This window comes from Bacillus cereus, from assembly GCF_015071065.1.
Taxonomy (GTDB): domain Bacteria; phylum Bacillota; class Bacilli; order Bacillales; family Bacillaceae_G; genus Bacillus_A; species Bacillus_A cereus_BA.
Genome location: NZ_VOVA01000009.1, coordinates 56,251 through 74,756, shown reverse-complemented (window position 1 = coordinate 74,756; position 18,506 = coordinate 56,251). Strand labels below are relative to the sequence as shown.

The following is an 18,506-nucleotide window of genomic DNA, read 5'->3' as shown; positions in this document are numbered from 1 at the left end:
CATTGAATTTCATAGTTTACTTGTAATTTAGTATAAAGCATTTTCAGAAAGTAAGTCAATTTGACATGGAATATATAGTATTCTTTAACCACTGAAAAGTCGAGAATAATGAAGTGCAGTCTTCAGAGTTTATGTTCTGTAAATGATGATATATAAAAAGCCAAAAGCTTTTCCATTTTTAATAGGAAAAGCTTTTGGCTTTTAAGCATTTTTACGAACTAATTTTTTATTTACAAATCCTAAAATTAACCCGCGTATTTGTGGATCAATTGCAAGGCCAATAATACCGTACAATATACCAGTAAGTGTTAGAGCTACCAGTGGTGGTAAGTTAATTAATACTGTGCGGTATATTGCGTAACTGATTATAAATGCTAGTGCATTGAATATTATTCCTTTGAATAGTAATGAAAAGCCTTTACGAACGAATAAAGTAAATCCGATTAATAATGTAATCTCGGTAATGATAGCAGCCACAGCAGCTCCCATCATTCCAAATTGGCCACCTAATACGATGTAACTTATGATGGCAACAGCCAATCCAATTCCCATCGTTGTCGCACGCTTCCACTGTTGACCAATTGTTGTTAAATTATCAGCAAGTGGATAGTTGATGGATTGTAAAATGACCATAAAGGCTAAAATTGCAAGAGCATCACCAGCTGGTGCATATTTTTCACCTAATAAAGTAACAATCCAAAAGCTTGGATCAGCGATAAATGGGATAGAAATTCCCATTCCTAAGAAAGACATAAGTTTTAATTCGAACTGAGATAGTTTTCTATGTTCATCAATATTCTTTTCATTTCCAAAAGCAAACAATTTTGGATAAAAAGCTGCTGCAATTACACCGGGTATTTGGTAAAGTACAGCAGGTATTTTATAGGCGGCTCCAAAGAATCCAACTTGCTCATTCGCTGAAACTTTTTCTAATATAATGGGACCTAACTGCGGCAAAAGCATAATGATAACGCCATTGATTGTGAAAATAAGTAATTGATCTAAAATGCCTTTATCCCAGCCCTTATGAATTGTTGTATAGCGGATTGTCATTATAAAGGCAATGACTCCTGTTACAAGGCTAGATATTCCGTACATGGCAGCGACCATCATAAGTGACCATTTAAATGACATCCCTAGAAGAAGAGCGGCTGCGGCTGTTACACCTTGTATTACAGAAATAATCGCTGTAAATTGCATACGTTCTGTTACTTGGAAATAAGCCATCCCAACACCTTGTAAAGTTGCTCCAAACATTGTTGGTAGTACAACCCAATATACCATCGCACGTAAGTAAGCATCAGTATAGAAGAACTGAGCGAAAATAGCGAAGAGCACAGAAATTACGATAGCTAATACTAAACGAATACGTAAATAACTACTTATTAATACGCTAATGTTAGCATCGCCTCTCGTTCCTTCACGCATAAACGTATGTGTCAAACCTGCATCTGTAAAATAACAAATGACAGCGGAAACTGCTAATGCAACTGTAAACATCCCATACTCATCTGGTGAAACATATCTTGCAAAGAGAATGGTCGCAATAGCAAGTACAAAACGAACAGTAATATTTCCTACAAATAGGTAGGAGGCGTTTTTAAGGATTTTATTTGTTTTCATGGAACAAGACCTTTCTATTTTTCAGGACGCACTTCGTCCTATTTGTAAATTTGCTTTGTTTACGGAAAGTATGTTTAAAAGCGTATTCTTTATTTAAGAAAACATAAACTTTATTCGTACAAACCAAAGCATCGCGTATAGCTTTTTGCTGCGTTTTCCATTTTTCGAATAAATTTTGCGACAATATTTATTTATATCGCTCTTGATTAGTTGAACTTGTGATTTATCTAATTTAGAGTTTCCCTTAATGTATATACAAGCGTTGTTAATGACTGTATATGGGAATAAATAAGTTTCAAGGATTTCAATAAGTTCTGTAGAATCATTCACGATTAAGTCTTTTGACTTATTATGAACCCAATCTTTCATTCGATTAAATATTTCTAATTCTTTTGTTGTTTTTAATTCATAATCTTTATACTTTGAAGAAAGATTTCCTTCTGATAAGATTCGATAATATGTTAAATATTCATCTACATAGCATACATTTGTTACACTCATTAATTTAAATAGAAATTCTAAGTCTTCTCCCCAGCTACATCCTGGTGTGAAACGAATGTTATGATCCATCACGGTAGATCTTTTGAAAATCCAAGTGCTCGTCTGAGCAACAACTTGATGTGTTAAGAAAGCTTTTGTCATATCACCTTTAATAAAGTTTGTCGTATGCTCAACTTTTTCCCCAGTCTCTTCGTAAAAGTTCATATAGCCGCAATAACAAGCGTTCATGTTGTTTTTATGCATACTTTCAATTTGTTTTTCTATTTTTGTTGGATGCCATAAATCATCACTATCAAGAAAAGCAACATATTCTCCGCTAGCATTTTCAATTCCTGTATTACGAGCAACTGAAACGCCTTGATTTTCTTGTGGGACATATTTTAATTGTCCCGGATATTTCTGTTCAAGATTTTTTACAATAGAAGATGATTGATCTTTACTCCCATCATCTACAATTACAATTTCAATATTTTTATATGTTTGATTTAGTATTGATTCCATCGTCTCTTCGATGTATTTTTCCGCATTATACAGCGGGATAACAACTGAAACGATTTGTTTTTGTTCCATCATATAATTATTATCTCCTCAAATTTTTTATGTTTTACACTTATATAAGCCTTTTAAAAGGAAGATGATTACAAGAACATCTGTATAAGTTTACCGCATATAAACTTTGTAAATCAACTTTCTATTGTGGTACCTCGTATAATTAGAAAGAAATAATTTGAAATGATAAAAGCCCCTTAATTTTTCAGGCGAAATTAAGGAGCTTTAACATATTAGTATTTAGTTAGGAAGTTATTCTTTATCTGTTATCTTTAACTTTTGTTTTAATAATGCATAATCTTGCGTTAAGGTTACAAGTTGATGGTGTAATTTGGAGATTTTTCTCGTCAGGTCAAAAATTAAGATAAAACAGAATAATAGTCCGAATAAGAATAAAATGGACGGAGGATATTCTACTTTTAATAGTTTTCCAATCCAATTTATAATTTTATCCGTAGAACTTAAAATAGCCATTGCGATACAAACGAAAATCCATAAAATAGCATATTTTGTTTCTAAAGTCCCACGACGAATGGAATTAATAATTAAGAAGAATAGTAATAAAATAAAGATAAATGAAAAGGTAATTATATGCATTTATTATCAACCTTTCACGATTTTTTGCATCAATATAGCAAGACTTACCTTAACCATGTAATATGCAGATTTAAGGGGAGTGATGGAAGATTGTCCACCTTGTCGCTCTTGCATATTTACAGATATTTCATTAATGCGAAGTTTTTTCTTTTTCAAATGAATAAGGACTTCTGGTTCTGGATAATCTTTTGGATAATTGTGTGCAAAAATCTTAATTACTTCTCGATTGATAGCACGATACCCAGAAGTTGGATCCATAAATGTTTGTTTTGTTAGTACTTTCAATAGAGCGGTAAAATAAAAAATACCGATTCTTCGGGAAATACTACCTTTATATGCTGTTTTTTCTGTAAAACGTGAACCCAGCACCATATCGCATTGATCATCGGCAATAGGCTGTATGATCTTGTATAAATCATCCGGATTATGTTGTCCATCAGCATCGAACTGAATCGCAATATCATATCCGTTCTCATAAGCGTATTTATATCCAGTTTGTACAGCTGAACCGATACCTAGATTATATGGTAAATTAACAAGATGAACAGGGAAATCTTTTACGATTTGAGCTGTTTTATCTTTTGATCCATCATTAATAACGCAAATGCTTAATGATGTAAAATGCTGTTTTAGTTCTAATAATCTTGTTAATGTATCTGCAATTGCTTCTTCCTCGTTATACGCTGGAATAATAATTAACGTTTTTGGTATTGAAATTGGTACCTCAATAGACATTACCGCACCATCCCTTATATACTTAATCATATTATGGTTATTTTTAAACGAACTTTATTTAATATACCATTAATAGTATAACAAAATAAAGGAAAAGCTGATGGGTGATTTCAGGAAACAGGCATCGAATAAAAATGCTCAGGCGTAACACTTTATTATAATAAAAAATACATGCAAGGAAGAAAAACCCTGTGCATGTATAAGATAAAATCCTAATGTTACATATTCCAAGGCTTACTTAAAGTTAACACTTCAGCCATTTCTTTACTTTTCAAACGTCCTTTTTTTCTATTTTCTGCGCGCTCTGAACCAGTTGTATGTAGCCAATGTTCTTCCTCTGTTTCAGGAATTACTTGTGGTACAGATGAAGGCTTTCCGTCTTTTAATGCGACAAATGTAATGAAACACGTTGCGGCCATTCTACGCTCGCCTGCTAGTAGATCCTCTGCAATTACTTTTACGAAAACTTCCATTGAAGATTTTCCTGCATAACATACGAATGCTTCATAACAAACAGAATCTGCTTGGTGAATTGGAGTTAAAAAATCAACGGAATCGATAGATGCTGTTACGCAATGTTTGCGGCTATGTCTCGCAGCTGCAATTGAAGCTATACTATCAATTTCTGCTAATAATTTCCCCCCGAAAAGTGTTTGGTGATTATTTAAATCGTTAGGAAAAACACGTGTTGTTTTAATTGCTTTTGATTCTCGCATGAATTTCTTTTCCATATATTCATCCCCTATTTTTTGTTTTCAATCAGAGTGACATGTGTAAGTGGAGTACTCATATTAGATATTTAATGAAGTAAAGTGTTCCAAAAGAGGATTATCCCGCCATTTGCGGGCTAATAGTCAGTGGAGGATGAACAAAACCCCCGTGGATTAAAGTTTCACTTTATTGAAATTTCTGTATTTGTATTCATGTAACTGAAAGAAAATTTATCGTATATAAAATGTAGTGTAAAAGAGGATTCGCTTACATTGCAAGTGAAAAAGTAATGACTATGTATTTGTCATAGAAATTCCCTATTAACCTTGTGCCTATTCATGATAGAATCGTTTTGTTATAAATGGAAATAGAGGTGCAATGGACATATGAATCATATACAAACAAATTTTTCGTCTTTCTTCAGTAAAATAATGATTGGTGCGATGCTCGCATTTTTTGTCTATAGTTGTTGGGCGGCTTTTGAAACAAGTAAGCAATTTTTTGGGGGAAGTACAACAAGTATAACAATTGTATTAGTGATTTTTGTTATTCTTATTTTGCTAGTAGCATCAATTTTGCAATATCGTTTTACAGATAAACAATTTCTTATTTTTCTTATAAGCATATCTATAGTTGTAAGACTTATCACAGTTCTATTTGTAGATGGTCCAATGGTAGGTGATATGAAAGCTATGTATGAGTCTGCAAAGCAGATTGCAATTGGCAATAATATAGAGCATGTAGCACAGTTACCTTTTATTATTTATGAATCGATCATCATTCGTATATTTGGTGATACGGTATTCGCTTTACAACTATTTAATATTTTATTTTGTACAGGAACTGCATTTTTCATTTATCGCATTGCGTCAATGGTCTTTGGAGAAGAGTGTGGTCGTATTGCATCAATATTTTACGCTTTATACATTCCAAATATATTTATGAGTTCTGTATTAACGGCGGAATCACTCGCAATATTTTTATTTTATTGTGCTTGTTACATATTTTTATATAAGGGATTAGATCATCCTTATATGTGGGTAATTTCAGCCATTTTATTTGCGCTTAGCAATATGATTTTCCCGATGGGGTTATTTTTACCTATTTTTATAGTTGTATATGTGCTGTTAATTGAATTATTTCAATCAGCAACGAAGCGAAAATTACTATTAAAAATGATAGGAATACTTATTCTGTTTTATAGTACTCATTTTGGTGTGAGCTATGGTATCAAGATGATGGGAATGTCACAGTATACGATTTCTAATCAGACTTATGTTCAATCTGTTTTAATTGGAAAAAGTAAAAATGAAGAAAAAACATCCAAAAATCAAAGTGTAAAAGAGCACATTGATCAAGAGTTAAAAGAAATGGAAGTAGAAAGATTTAAACTGTTAAAACCAGTTATTAACCAGTTTTCAGATGAGGGAATAAATTCTATTATTTTTAAATGTGAAAAGCTTATATATATAGTAGTGACATTATTTATGGCCATAGCGTTATTACATTTTCTAATTAAGAAACAGCCAAACGAAGGATATATGTTGTTTGTATTATTAATTACCGGATATGTATCGTTAAGGCTCTTTCAAGTAGATATGGCATATTATAATATTATTATGCCAGCTTTGTTTATTTTACAAAGCTTTGGTGTTTATATGAGTTATTTTTATTGCCAAAAGATATTTTTCAGAAAATAAAAGAATCCATTTTAGATTCTTTTTTTGTAGATGGATGATAGAGATGAATACAAAGTGGAGAGGAAGAATCTCCACCTTGTATCGATTCGCCTTATCGGTTTAGTTCTAGTTGTAAATTATCCGCTGTTAAGGCCATTTTCGAGGAATCGTCTTGAATACTCTTCATTACTTGTGAGATAGTTTCTAATGCATTTTCAATTTTTTTATTTTGTTCTTTAGAGTTAGACATATCTTTTACGATTTCTTGGAAATATTGATCTGTCGCATGCATACTATCTGTCCCTTCAGATACGAGAGAGCTTATTTGTTCCACGGAAGAAGAGACGTGTATAATTTGTTCATTAGTTTTTTCAACAAGTTTTGTAACGTTGGAAATTGATTCTTTCGTTTGCTCTGATAACTTTCGGATTTCTCCCGCTACGACTGAAAAACCTTTACCAAATTCGCCAGCACGTGCAGATTCAATAGCAGCATTTAATGCTAGTAAATTTGTTTGCTCGGCGATTGATTTTACAATATCAATGATTTCGTTAATTTTGTTAGAAATATCAAGAAGTTCACGAGTATCAGTAATGATAGTTTCCATATTCGTTTGGATGCTTTCCATTCGTTTGTTTTGCAGATTTAATTGTTCTTTTCCTTTATTGGCCTTTTCTTCTGATGTCGTAGCTAATGATGTACCTGTTTTTGCAATTCCTACGATACTTTCTGATTTAGACGTTAACTGTTGAATAGAAGAGCTTGTTTTTTCAGATACTGCCGCTAGTTCTGTTGCAATATGTGTAATCGTCATAGCTGTCAGTTCTTTTTCTTTTTCATGTTCTTTTTGGATTCTTTCATATTCGGATTCATAAGCTGCAATAACAAGTTCTTGTTCTAAAGTTAATAATTTGTTTATTACGTTTATAGAATAAGAAAAATCGTCTATCGTTGAAATTTTCGTTTGCAAAATCTTCATTACGGAGCGGAATAATTCTTGATAAGCAGCAGTATACCATTTTCTATGTAAACCAATTTGTACGTGCCTTTTTGCAATTCTAACACGTTGTTCAATAAAATCTTCATTCATATTCCCGCTGAACAATTCTTTAATATGTGTCTTTAAAGTTTGTTTTAATTTGGGAATAGAGCTGTAGCGTTCAATAACAGCAATTAAATTAGGTTGTTTTGTGATGTTGGTGTAGAATTTTTCTGTTATCCAATCTATTTCCTCATAAATAAATGGCTGTAATACTTTAACAATTTGTAAATCTTCCTTTGAAATATGTAGCATATCCATTTGAGTTTTTAGTTCAGAATTAGCAGGCACGTTAAATATGATTTGTTGGCCTTTGCTTAATTCAATTATACTGGTGTTTGTTTTATTTTTTTTAAAAACCCCAAGCATCATTCTTCCCCCTGTTTATAAAACGTTTTCATTTTTATTCTAATGTAATTATATATTTTTATATACAATTACTCTATAGTATATGGAATTGTATATAAATTAAGAGAATTCTATGTAGAATTCTCTTAATGGCCTTTATTAATTTTTGCATGTGTTTTAAAGAAAACTGGGAAATGTACATTATATATTACGGTGACTACACGAATAACGAATGTTATTAATAAACAAACATAGAAAGCTAATACGTGTGCCCCCATTGCATGTGTAATTAAGAAACTAACTGCTCCTAAAATAGAAGCAATTGCATATATCTCTTTTCGGAATACATACGGGATATCTTGAGCGCAAATGTCACGTAAAATACCGCCCCCAATACCTGTAATAACTCCCATTGAAACGACTAAAAACGAGGCGTCAACGTGATGTGACATTGCTGCATTTGCACCAATAGCTGTAAATACACCTAAACCAACAGCATCAGAAAGCATAATAACAACTTGAAGTTTATTGATGCGCTCAAAAAACATACATGTGAATAATGCTGATAGTACACTTACGAAAAAGTAAATGGGTTTTACAAATGCGACAGGAGGCAGGTTACCAATCATAATATCACGAATAATACCGCCGCCGAGCGCAGTAGCTACAGCTAAACAAAGGACACCAAATAAATCTAGATCTTTTTTCAAACCAACTAATGTACCAGAAACGGCAGCGGCGATAATGCCAAGAAACGTAAATATATCGATTAATAACATGGCTTTAATTCCTTCCTCTTAAAGATGTTCCAGAGAAAAAATATACACTAAAGTTTTGGAAATAACAATTACTTTTCGCTACATGTAGAAAAACGGATGAAATACATAAAGAAAGCGTTTGAAAATGTTTAGAAAGTAGCAATTGATTAAATTGAAAAAAGTACGGAAAGATTAATTTTGTAGTTTTTGCTGTGGCTTAATTGGAAGGGTGTTACAATAGGATAAATAAAGTTATACATTATTATAAAATGATGAAGAAATATTTTATTGTTGTCGAAAATAAGTCAATGGGTGTTAGATAGTTTTTATTGGGACAGGGAAGGATAGCTAAAGGCCAATAGTTTCTATTACTAATAACGCTTGATTTGACTAGTTTCGGCATGAAAAATAGTTCTCAATTTAAATATGAGTTATGTTATAATTGCTAGGTGTGTTTAAACGATAGAAAACTATGATTAAAAGATAATGTAAAGATTTTGTATGGAGGTCTTGGAATGTTAGCAGATCGAGCTAGGATTAGATTTGAGCATTTTTTGCTCTTTTTTATTATTTTACAGCCTGTTTTAGATTTATTAACGTCTCTTAGCATCGTTTTATTAAAGTCAAATGCCACTGTTGGAATTTTGGTAAGATTTCTTATTATGGCTGTCGGTGGTATTTACATTTTAATTCAGGCGAAAGAGAAGGAAAATAGGAAGTTTTTAATTTACCTTATATTATTAGCGGCAGTTTTAGGAATAGGGTTTATTAACAATAAACTAGTTAAGAATCCTATTGTACTTAGTGAAGAAGTTAAATATGTTGCGAAAGTATTATATATATATATTATGCTTGCATCATACATTTTAGCTTTAAAATCATTGAAAAAAACAGTGAATATTAGTGATAAGGTTAGAAATAGTATTGTATATTCTACATTAATCATTAATGCAATTATGGTTATTTCTATTTCGACATCTACAGACTTTGGTAGTTATCAATGGATGAAAGTTGGTTCCCGAGGGTGGTTCTATGCAGGTAATGAACTAGGTTCAATCTTAGCTATTATTTTCCCTATTGTGGTACTATATTCTATTCAAAAAACAAAGAGCGTGAAACACGTTTTATATTGGATTCCATCACTTTTAATGATTTACTCGTTAATTCAAGTTGGTACGAAAGTAGGAATGGGCTCAATTGGTGCTACGTTAGCTGCAGCAATAGGGATTATCGTACTACAATTATTATTTGATAGAAAAAATCCAAACAAAAAGTCTCTTGTACTTAATGGGTTAATTGCTGTCATCCTATTAGCTAGTGTTATCGGAACGTTTAAAATGACGCCATTAGCACAAAATATGGGTATTCATAATAACTATTTATCAGAACAAAACGTAGCACAGCAAGGTCAAAAAGAAAAAGAAATTAAAGAGAAAATTAAAAAAGAAGAAAAACAACATAAAGTTGAAAAGCCAGAAGAAAAGGCAAAGGTAGAAGCGGAAGTTAAGAAAGAGCTTGAGAAAGAGCAACAGAAAGAAAATCAAGAAAATCTTATTTTTAGTGGACGTCAAGTATATGAAGAGAGACATAAGCAGTTCTTTAAAGAAGCACCAATGTCACAAAAGTTATTAGGAATGGGTTATGCAGGTAACTATAAATATAATGAACAAAAGCAGCCGGATCCGAAGCTAATCGAAATGGACTTCCATGATTTGTTTTATGATTTCGGAATTATTGGCTTTGCATTACTAATGATTCCATTTATTTATTACGGCTTAAGAATTCTGCTAGCATTTATTACAAGATTTAAAGAGATATTTAATATAAAATATGGAATGATTACAGCAAGCTTAGTATTAGCACTAGGTATTGCATATATTGCAGGACATATTTTGACAGCACCAGGAGTTGGGATTTACTTTGTAGTGTTGTTAGCTTATCTAATTGTAGACTTAGAAATTGAATGATAAAAATAAAAGCTAACTTTTGTTAGCTTTTATTTTTTAGTACAGTAAAATAAAGATAGATGGAAATGTAGCGAGGATTTAAAGGAGGAAAAAATATGAGGATATTGCATATGAATGCAGGAGCAGAAGATGGGGGAGGGAAAACACATATTATTTCACTTCTCGATCAGTTCCCAACTGGTGAAGTAGAATTAGCAGTATTTGAAGATGGAATTGTTGCGAAAGAAGCAAGAGAGCTAGGGATAAAAGTTCATGTGTTTTCACAAAAATCTCGCTATGATTTATCCATTTTAAAGAACATAAGTGAATTCATTAATAAAGAAAAATTTGATGTAGTTCATACACACGGTCCTAGGGCGAATTTCTTTGTTTCTCTAATGAAGAAGAAATTCGCAGCAAAATGGGTAACGACAATTCATAGTGATCCATTTCAAGACTTTACTAAACAAGGCTTAAAAGGTTGGATTTTTACTAAGTTAAATTTGAAAGCTTTAAAAAATATAGATTTATTTTTTGTTGTAACGAATAGGTTGAAAAAAAGCTTAGCGGCATTAGGTATTTCAAATGAAAAGATGCATGTTATTTATAACGGAATTGAATATGATCAGGAGAAAGCAGATGGCTATAATAAAAAGGAAATGTTTAATATTGACGAAGATGTGTTTACGGCAATCCAAGTAGCGCGTCTGCATCCTGTTAAAGGACATGAAGTTTTATTCGATGCGTTACAACAAACAAAATTGGAGAAAATTAAAGTGTTATTAGTTGGTGATGGGCCGTTAGAAGGAGAACTAAAGGCATTAGCTACTGCAAAAGGGATTAATGATAAAGTTGAATTTTTAGGGCATCGTCAAGATGTGAAACAATTATTTGCTTCATCACATGTCAATTTGTTAACTTCCCATAGCGAAGGCTTCCCACTAGTTTTACTAGAGGCGGCAAATCAACGTGTACCATCAATTGTGACTAGGGCAGGAGAAATCGAACCGTTAATTGCAGATGAAACTTACGGATGGATTGTACCAACTGGTGATGGCAAGGCATTGGCATCGGCATTAGAAGAGGCGTATGATAAGTGGAAAACTGGAGAGTTATCAGTAATGGGCAAGCATATTTATGAGCATGCCACTATGAACTTCTCACTTCAAAAATTATATGAAGATACGAAAGAAACATATAAGCAATTAATAGCGAAAAACCTTTAATGATAGAGAGGATAGTTAAATATGGCAGTACAAACGGTTGATATTCTAGGTGTTCCTTTCTCTACAATGACAATGGATGAAACGGTCCAATATTTAAAGGAACAACTAGAATTGGAGCAAACTCATACTTTTCAGGTAGTAACAGCAAATCCTGAAATTGTTATGTGTGCAAAAAAGGATGAAGAGTTCCATAAAACATTACTAAATACCGATTTAATTACACCTGATGGTATTGGGGTTGTAAAAGCAAGTGGTATGCTTGGTACACCTGTAAAAGAACGTGTAGCAGGTTTTGATTTAATGAGCAATTTATTTGCAAAGTTATCAGAAGAGAATAAATCAGTATCTGTTTTCTTATTAGGTGCAAAACCACATGTTGTACAAGCTGCGGCTAATCATTTAACGAAGACATATTCAGCTGCATCTATCGTGGGGATACAAGATGGATATTTTAAACAAGAAGAAGAAGAGAATATTGTTTCACGTATTCAAGAGGCAAAACCAGACCTATTACTTGTTGCACTTGGCTTTCCAAGACAAGAAAACTTTATCCAAAACAATAAGCATCGTTTAGAAACAAAAATGGCTGTTGGAGTAGGCGGTAGTTTAGATGTGTGGGCTGGAGAGGTAAAGCGTGCGCCAAAATGGATACAAGCTATTCATTTAGAGTGGTTTTACAGATTATGTAGTAATCCAACACGCTGGCGTCGTCAGTTAGTATTAGCCGAGTTTTTAAAAGAAGTAATGCGTTCAAAAAAGTAGCGGAACATCGCTACTTTTTTTATTTGTTCATTTTTGACAAAGTGAAACTTTAATCAGTGGGGGGGGGTTCATCCCCCGCTGATTATTAGCCTGCACCAATCGGGATAAACATTTTACTTTTTGGGAATGATGAAGGAAAATTTTTTATACGAAAGTATTTTACTTATGCAATACACACATGTAAAATGATGTGTAAAGACACCTGTGTAAGGAGGACTTCTTGTGAGCAAGGTAAAAGAAATTTCGAAGCGAAAGCTACTTGGTATAGCAGGGCTTGGCTGGCTATTTGACGCAATGGATGTTGGAATGCTTTCATTTGTAATAGTGGCGTTGCAAAAAGAGTGGGGATTAAGTACTCAAGAGATGGGTTGGATAGGTAGTATTAACTCAATTGGTATGGCTGTAGGGGCGCTCATTTTTGGGATACTATCAGATAAAATAGGACGGAAATCGGTCTTTATTATTACATTATTACTATTTTCTATTGGTAGTGGCTTAACAGCTTTAACGACGACACTCGCGATGTTCCTCGTTTTACGCTTTTTAATTGGTATGGGACTTGGCGGGGAACTTCCAGTTGCATCTACCCTTGTATCGGAGAGTGTTGAAGCGCACGAACGTGGGAAAATAGTTGTACTATTAGAAAGCTTTTGGGCTGGTGGCTGGTTAATCGCAGCTCTTATCTCATATTTTGTTATTCCTAAATACGGTTGGGAAGTTGCTATGGTATTAAGTGCAGTTCCAGCGTTATATGCTTTATATTTAAGATGGAATTTACCCGATTCTCCAAGGTTCCAAAAGGTTGCAAAAAGGCCATCTGTTATTGAAAATATAAAATCGGTTTGGTCTGGAGAATATCGTAAAGCAACAATTATGTTATGGATTCTATGGTTTTGTGTTGTCTTTTCCTATTATGGAATGTTCCTTTGGTTGCCTAGTGTAATGGTACTGAAAGGCTTTAGTTTAATAAAAAGTTTTCAGTACGTACTCATTATGACTTTAGCTCAACTTCCAGGATATTTCACAGCTGCATGGTTTATTGAACGTCTTGGTCGTAAATTTGTATTGGTTACGTATTTAATTGGTACAGCATGTAGTGCTTATGTGTTCGGAATTGCGGATTCATTAACAGCATTAATAGTGGCGGGTATGTTACTGTCCTTCTTTAATTTAGGTGCTTGGGGTGCATTATACGCTTATACACCTGAACAATATCCAACAACTATTCGTGGTACAGGTGCAGGAATGGCAGCGGCATTTGGACGTATTGGTGGCATTCTTGGACCACTATTAGTAGGGTATTTAGTTGCTTCACAAGCTTCACTATCACTAATATTTACGATTTTCTGTGGATCAATTTTAATTGGGGCACTTGCTGTAGTTATACTTGGTCAAGAAACGAAACAGAGGGAATTAGTATAAAGTGAAACTTTAATCAGTGGGTGTTTTCATCAACCACTGATTATTAGCCCGCACCAATCGGGATAACAGAAAAGGGGAACCAAAGTGGTTTCCTTTTTTCTGTTTTTTTAGATAAATAATGGTATAGTAAGAAAAAGGGATTGTTTCTTACTAAAGCGAATGTATACCACAAGACATATGGACAAAGGAATTAGGTGGCTGGATAAATGAAAATCTTACTTATCATGGGAGAAACAGAAGAGCGAAGAAAATTAGTTGAGAACTTTACTGAAAACATTCGAAATGTAGAATGTTTTGAAGCGGAAACTGGAACAGAATCTTTGCTAATAATGAAAAAACATACACCTGATTTTGTTTTTTTAAATTCGCAATTAATGGATGGTACTGGTTTTGAATATTCGAGTTTGTTACGAGAAGTGAATTGTTATACGAAATTTATTTTTATTGGTGAGGATATAGAAGAGGCAATTACAGCTTTTCGTTTCCAAGCGTTTTATTATTTATTACGACCATTTCGTGAAGAAGATTTACAATTCATTTTATATAAAATGGGAAAAGAACAAGGTGAGAAAGCAAAGAGTCATCTGCGTAAACTGCCGATAGAAGGCCATGAGGGGATTAGATATATTTTCCCGGAGGATATTGTATATGTAAGTAAAAATAAGGAAAACAAAACCGTTTCAATTTATACAACGAATAATCATTATATTTCAACATACACACTCCAGGAATTAGAAAATAAACTAAATGCATATGATTTTTTACGTGTACATAAAAGCTATTTAATTAATATGTCATATGTACAAGAACTTAAACCTTATTATAATGGCACGTATAATTTGCATTTAGACAGGTACGATGAGCAACCGATTCCAGTAAGCCGCAATTATGTAAAACGACTTCGAAATAAAATTGAACTGTGACAAGTAATGAGAGAATTTTAACATGATAATCTAAAAATCCTTCATGATAAGGAGGATTTAAGTAAAGTATTCAGAAAATTTAGTACAATCTCCACTAAGAAGTAATAATGGGGGGATTGTATGTGAAAACATTGAAGTCAATTTTACTTTGGGGAGTTATTGCAGCGCTAGGAGCATCTGCTTTTGGTGTAATAGCGTTATCGCAAGGTGAGACAATTAATGCTGTATGGCTATTAGTTGCAGCTGTATCAGTGTATGCGATTACTTATCGCTTTTATAGTAGATTTATAGCGAGGAAAGTTTTTGGCCTAGATAATAATAGACAAACACCTGCTCATACGTTAAATGATGGCAAGGATTATGTTCCGACAAATAAATGGGTTTTATTCGGACATCACTTTGCTGCGATTGCAGGGGCAGGTCCTTTAGTAGGACCGATTTTGGCGGCGCAGATGGGGTATTTACCTGGGACAATTTGGATTATTGTTGGGGTAGTTATTGCTGGAGCTGTACAGGATTTTGTAATTTTATTTGCTTCAATGAGACGTAATGGTAAATCATTAGGAGAAATGATTAAAGATGAGATTGGTCCTGTTACAGGATTAATTGCAATGATTGGTATTTTAGGTATTATGATCATTTTATTAGCGGTATTAGCTTTAGTAGTTGTGAAGGCGCTTGTTGGAAGCCCATGGGGAATGTTTACAATCGCAGCAACGATTCCAATTGCTATTTTAATGGGAGTTTACATGCGTTACATTAGGCCAGGGCGAGTAGGAGAAGGATCAGTAATCGGTATTGTTCTACTAATCTTATCTCTTATTGGAGGACAATATGTGGCGGAAAATCCGACACTTGCAAGTATGTTTACTTTTAGTGGTGAGACAATTGCTATTATGCTTATCGTTTACGGATTCATTGCATCAGCATTACCAGTTTGGATGCTTCTTGCACCACGTGATTATTTAAGTACATTTTTAAAAATAGGGACGATACTTGGGTTAGCAATTGGTATTTTAATTGTAGCTCCAGATTTGCAGATGCCGGCAGTATCTAAGTTTGTTGATGGAACAGGGCCTGTTTTCTCTGGGAGTTTATTTCCGTTCTTATTTATTACAATAGCTTGTGGTGCTGTATCGGGATTCCACGCTCTCGTTTCATCAGGTACGACGCCGAAAATGATTGAGCAAGAAGGCCACGCAAGGCCGATCGGTTATGGAGCGATGTTAATGGAGTCGTTTGTAGCGGCAATGGCGATGATTGCAGCTTGTGTATTAACACCGGGGACTTATTTTGCAATTAATAGCCCAGCAGCGCTAATTGGAACGGATGTATCACAAGCAGCTCAAGTTATTTCTTCATGGGGGTTTTCTATTACACCGAATGAATTAAAAGAACTTGCTGTTAATGTTGGAGAACAGACCATTTTATCACGTACAGGTGGTGCACCAACATTAGCAATTGGTATGGCCTATATATTTTCGCAAGTAATGGGCGGCACGGCGATGATGGCATTTTGGTACCATTTTGCTATTCTTTTTGAAGCACTATTTATTTTAACAACGATTGATGCTGGAACACGCGTGGGGCGATTTATGATTCAAGACATTTTAGGTCATGTATATAAGCCGTTTGCGAAAACAGATTCAACATTAGCAAATGTGGTAGCTACAACACTATGTGTACTAGGGTGGGGGTACTTTTTATATCAAGGGGTGGTAGATCCTCTTGGTGGAATTAATACGTTATGGCCACTTTTCGGTATTGCAAATCAAATGTTAGCGGGGATTGCATTATTACTTGGAACGACAATCTTATTCAAAATGGGGAAAAAGGCATACGTATGGGTAACGCTTATTCCGACTGTAGGATTACTTATTGTAACGATGACAGCTGGTTATCAAAAGTTATTTCATGAAAATCCAAAAATAGGATTTCTATCACATGCGAAAGTATTCCAGGGAGCATTAGATGACGGGAAGGTATTAGCCCCAGCTAAAAACGTTGCGCAAATGAAGCAAATTATTTTTAATGACTATATTGATGCGGCACTTTGTGGAATTTTTATGATAGTTGTAATTGCTGTATTAATTTCTGCACTTCGAATTTGGATTCAGGTATTAAGAAATAAGCCGATGCCGTTAAAAGAGGCACCATATATTCCAAGAGATGAAAGTGAGTCGAGGAACTATGCTTAAAAGTTTACGGAACGTATGGGGAAAGAGAAAGCAATTTATTAGTTTACTTGTCGGGGTTCCAAGTTATGAAACGTATGTAAATCATATGAAAGTACATCATCCAGAAGAGAAAATTCTATGTCAAAAGCAATTTTTTGCTGAGGCACAAGAAGCTAGATTTAATGCAAAAGGCGGAAAGATATCACGATGTTGTTAATAAAAAAGGGACGAAATTTCGTCCCTTTTTATCTTTTTCTGTTTCACGTGGAACAGAAAAAGAGAAATAAAAAGCTTTGGGAATTATAGGGATTTCGTATACAATAAAATAAGGAAAGGTATAGACGAAAAAGTAGGGAGATTATTTTATGTTAAGGGATTTATTTGTAAACACAACAATTATTCTTTCCTTTATCTTTATTGGAGGTCAGCTTTTAAGAGATAAGCCGTTAAAAGAAGGGTTCTCTTTTTGGAAGAAATGTGTAATAGGTATTTTTACTGGAATATTAGGTATATTACTAATGTATTTCGGTGTTCATATTGGTAATATTCTATTGGATTTACGCTACTTAGCTGTCATTCTAGCCGTTATAATTGGAGGACCAATAGCCAGTACTATAACAGTAGGTATGATTTTAGTAACTAGGCTATTATTTATGGATTATTCCTTAGCTTCTCAAGTGGCTTTTTATACACTCATTGCGATAGGGATAGGTAGTATCTTTATTTCACACATGAAGATTTCCTTAGGAGAAAAGTGGGTATGGTTACATACATATATTTTATCTATTCTAATCCCATCGCTATATATATGGTTAATTAAAGATCCCTACATAATGGGGTTATATTTATTTTCTAGTATTGTTACAGGCTATATCACGTTTTTAAGTACAAAATATGTATTGCAATCGAATGAATTATTTCAAACGATGAAGCATTATGCAACGATAGATGCTTTAACAGGATTTGGAAATGTAAGGCAGTTTGATTTAGAGATGAATCGTCATATTAGTAATAAGCGTATGAAAAATGATTCACTTTGTTTACTACTTATAGATATTGATCACTTTAAGTATGTAAATGATACGTATGGACATCCTGCAGGAGACGAAGTGTTAAAACAAATAGGGCGTATTTTACGAGAAATGTCAACATTTCCGGATTTGGCTTTTCGAAAGGGTGGAGAGGAGTTTGCGCTTTTGATACCGAAGAAGGGAATAGCTTATGGAATTCGTATGGGGGAGCAAATTCGTACAGTTGTTGAAAAACACTCATTTCAATTGTTTAATGGAACAAAAATAAAAATTACGGTTTCAGTAGGAATTTCAGAGTATGAAGAGTCGCCAGATCAATTTATTCAAGCGGCTGATGACGCATTATATTACTCAAAAAAAAATGGTAGAAATAGGGTCAGTTCTGTATCTTAAAGATAAGATGACCAGAAGACGTAAAGCTTATTAAAAAACACCCACAGAGGCAATGTATGAACTCTGTGGGTGTTTTTATTCATCTA

Annotated in this window: 16 protein-coding genes and 1 pseudogene; 9 read left to right on the top strand and 8 right to left on the bottom strand. The window is 33.7% G+C overall.

Features of this window, described 5'->3' with window-relative positions:
- Positions 1-201 precede the first annotated feature (201 nt).
- From FT637_RS20280 to FT637_RS20260, 5 genes are all read right to left on the bottom strand, one after another.
- Positions 202-1,623, bottom strand: a complete 1,422-nt coding sequence (locus FT637_RS20280) for an oligosaccharide flippase family protein (protein ID WP_193647835.1) — start codon at positions 1,621-1,623, stop codon at positions 202-204.
- A gap of 93 nt (positions 1,624-1,716) precedes the next feature.
- Entirely contained in the window at positions 1,717-2,697 is a 981-nt protein-coding gene (locus tag FT637_RS20275; RefSeq protein ID WP_159147350.1) for a glycosyltransferase family 2 protein, read from the bottom strand.
- A gap of 228 nt (positions 2,698-2,925) precedes the next feature.
- Positions 2,926-3,270 (bottom strand): DUF2304 domain-containing protein, encoded by a 345-nt coding sequence (locus tag FT637_RS20270; RefSeq protein WP_002174456.1) that lies wholly within the window; start codon positions 3,268-3,270, stop codon positions 2,926-2,928.
- A gap of 6 nt (positions 3,271-3,276) precedes the next feature.
- On the bottom strand, positions 3,277-4,005 hold the full coding sequence (locus tag FT637_RS20265) for a glycosyltransferase family 2 protein (protein ID WP_159147349.1): 729 nt from the start codon (positions 4,003-4,005) through the stop codon (positions 3,277-3,279).
- 218 nt (positions 4,006-4,223) lie between these two features.
- Entirely contained in the window at positions 4,224-4,736 is a 513-nt protein-coding gene (locus FT637_RS20260; RefSeq protein WP_193647834.1) for an acyl-CoA thioesterase, read from the bottom strand.
- 366 nt (positions 4,737-5,102) lie between these two features.
- On the opposite strand from FT637_RS20260, the gene FT637_RS20255 reads away from it, so the two are divergent.
- Entirely contained in the window at positions 5,103-6,416 is a 1,314-nt protein-coding gene (locus FT637_RS20255; protein WP_193647833.1) for an ArnT family glycosyltransferase, read from the top strand.
- A gap of 91 nt (positions 6,417-6,507) precedes the next feature.
- Here the strand turns inward: FT637_RS20255 and FT637_RS30655 are convergent, their stop codons facing one another.
- The 3 genes and pseudogenes from FT637_RS30655 to FT637_RS20245 form a co-directional block, all read right to left on the bottom strand.
- Positions 6,508-7,314 (bottom strand): methyl-accepting chemotaxis protein, encoded by an 807-nt coding sequence (locus FT637_RS30655; RefSeq protein WP_413773239.1) that lies wholly within the window; start codon positions 7,312-7,314, stop codon positions 6,508-6,510.
- Positions 7,312-7,689, bottom strand: a pseudogene (locus FT637_RS30650) (protoglobin family protein); the annotation flags it as partial. The pseudogene FT637_RS30650 and the gene FT637_RS30655, both read right to left, overlap by 3 nt.
- A gap of 239 nt (positions 7,690-7,928) precedes the next feature.
- On the bottom strand, positions 7,929-8,561 hold the full coding sequence (locus FT637_RS20245; protein WP_002068626.1) for a trimeric intracellular cation channel family protein: 633 nt from the start codon (positions 8,559-8,561) through the stop codon (positions 7,929-7,931).
- 494 nt (positions 8,562-9,055) lie between these two features.
- Here FT637_RS20245 and FT637_RS20240 point away from each other — a divergent pair, with 494 nt between their 5' ends.
- The 8 genes from FT637_RS20240 to FT637_RS20205 all read left to right on the top strand — a co-directional run bounded on the left by FT637_RS20240 (position 9,056) and on the right by FT637_RS20205 (position 18,420).
- Positions 9,056-10,507, top strand: coding sequence for an O-antigen ligase family protein (locus FT637_RS20240; protein WP_193647831.1), 1,452 nt, complete (start codon positions 9,056-9,058; stop codon positions 10,505-10,507).
- Between the two features lie 95 nt (positions 10,508-10,602).
- Complete coding sequence (locus tag FT637_RS20235) at positions 10,603-11,712, top strand: glycosyltransferase family 4 protein (protein WP_193647830.1); 1,110 nt, start codon at positions 10,603-10,605, stop codon at positions 11,710-11,712.
- Positions 11,713-11,733: 21 nt separating this feature from the next.
- Complete coding sequence (locus FT637_RS20230; protein WP_193647829.1) at positions 11,734-12,474, top strand: WecB/TagA/CpsF family glycosyltransferase; 741 nt, start codon at positions 11,734-11,736, stop codon at positions 12,472-12,474.
- 222 nt (positions 12,475-12,696) lie between these two features.
- Entirely contained in the window at positions 12,697-13,896 is a 1,200-nt protein-coding gene (locus FT637_RS20225; protein ID WP_193647828.1) for an MFS transporter, read from the top strand.
- Between the two features lie 206 nt (positions 13,897-14,102).
- On the top strand, positions 14,103-14,819 hold the full coding sequence (locus tag FT637_RS20220; protein ID WP_193647827.1) for a LytR/AlgR family response regulator transcription factor: 717 nt from the start codon (positions 14,103-14,105) through the stop codon (positions 14,817-14,819).
- 122 nt (positions 14,820-14,941) lie between these two features.
- A complete protein-coding gene (gene cstA, locus FT637_RS20215) occupies positions 14,942-17,017 on the top strand; it encodes a carbon starvation protein CstA (protein WP_193647826.1) in 2,076 nt (691 codons plus the stop codon).
- Entirely contained in the window at positions 17,010-17,213 is a 204-nt protein-coding gene (locus tag FT637_RS20210) for a YbdD/YjiX family protein (protein ID WP_002113158.1), read from the top strand. The genes cstA and FT637_RS20210 overlap by 8 nt, the downstream gene beginning before the upstream one ends.
- Positions 17,214-17,361: 148 nt before the next feature.
- A complete protein-coding gene (locus FT637_RS20205; protein WP_193647825.1) occupies positions 17,362-18,420 on the top strand; it encodes a diguanylate cyclase in 1,059 nt (352 codons plus the stop codon).
- Positions 18,421-18,506 lie beyond the last annotated feature (86 nt).

Excerpts from the sequence above, each read along its gene's own strand:
- FT637_RS20280 (WP_193647835.1), bottom strand. The coding sequence starts at position 1,623 with ATGAAAACAAATAAAATCCTTAAAAACGCCTCCTACCTATTTGTAGGA.
- FT637_RS20275 (WP_159147350.1), bottom strand. The coding sequence starts at position 2,697 with ATGATGGAACAAAAACAAATCGTTTCAGTTGTTATCCCGCTGTATAAT.
- FT637_RS20270 (WP_002174456.1), bottom strand. The coding sequence starts at position 3,270 with ATGCATATAATTACCTTTTCATTTATCTTTATTTTATTACTATTCTTC.
- FT637_RS20265 (WP_159147349.1), bottom strand. The coding sequence starts at position 4,005 with ATGTCTATTGAGGTACCAATTTCAATACCAAAAACGTTAATTATTATT.
- FT637_RS20260 (WP_193647834.1), bottom strand. The coding sequence starts at position 4,736 with ATGGAAAAGAAATTCATGCGAGAATCAAAAGCAATTAAAACAACACGT.
- FT637_RS20255 (WP_193647833.1), top strand. The coding sequence starts at position 5,103 with ATGAATCATATACAAACAAATTTTTCGTCTTTCTTCAGTAAAATAATG.
- FT637_RS20245 (WP_002068626.1), bottom strand. The coding sequence starts at position 8,561 with ATGTTATTAATCGATATATTTACGTTTCTTGGCATTATCGCCGCTGCC.
- FT637_RS20240 (WP_193647831.1), top strand. The coding sequence starts at position 9,056 with ATGTTAGCAGATCGAGCTAGGATTAGATTTGAGCATTTTTTGCTCTTT.
- FT637_RS20235 (WP_193647830.1), top strand. The coding sequence starts at position 10,603 with ATGAGGATATTGCATATGAATGCAGGAGCAGAAGATGGGGGAGGGAAA.
- FT637_RS20230 (WP_193647829.1), top strand. The coding sequence starts at position 11,734 with ATGGCAGTACAAACGGTTGATATTCTAGGTGTTCCTTTCTCTACAATG.
- FT637_RS20220 (WP_193647827.1), top strand. The coding sequence starts at position 14,103 with ATGAAAATCTTACTTATCATGGGAGAAACAGAAGAGCGAAGAAAATTA.
- FT637_RS20210 (WP_002113158.1), top strand. The coding sequence starts at position 17,010 with ATGCTTAAAAGTTTACGGAACGTATGGGGAAAGAGAAAGCAATTTATT.
- FT637_RS20205 (WP_193647825.1), top strand. The coding sequence starts at position 17,362 with ATGTTAAGGGATTTATTTGTAAACACAACAATTATTCTTTCCTTTATC.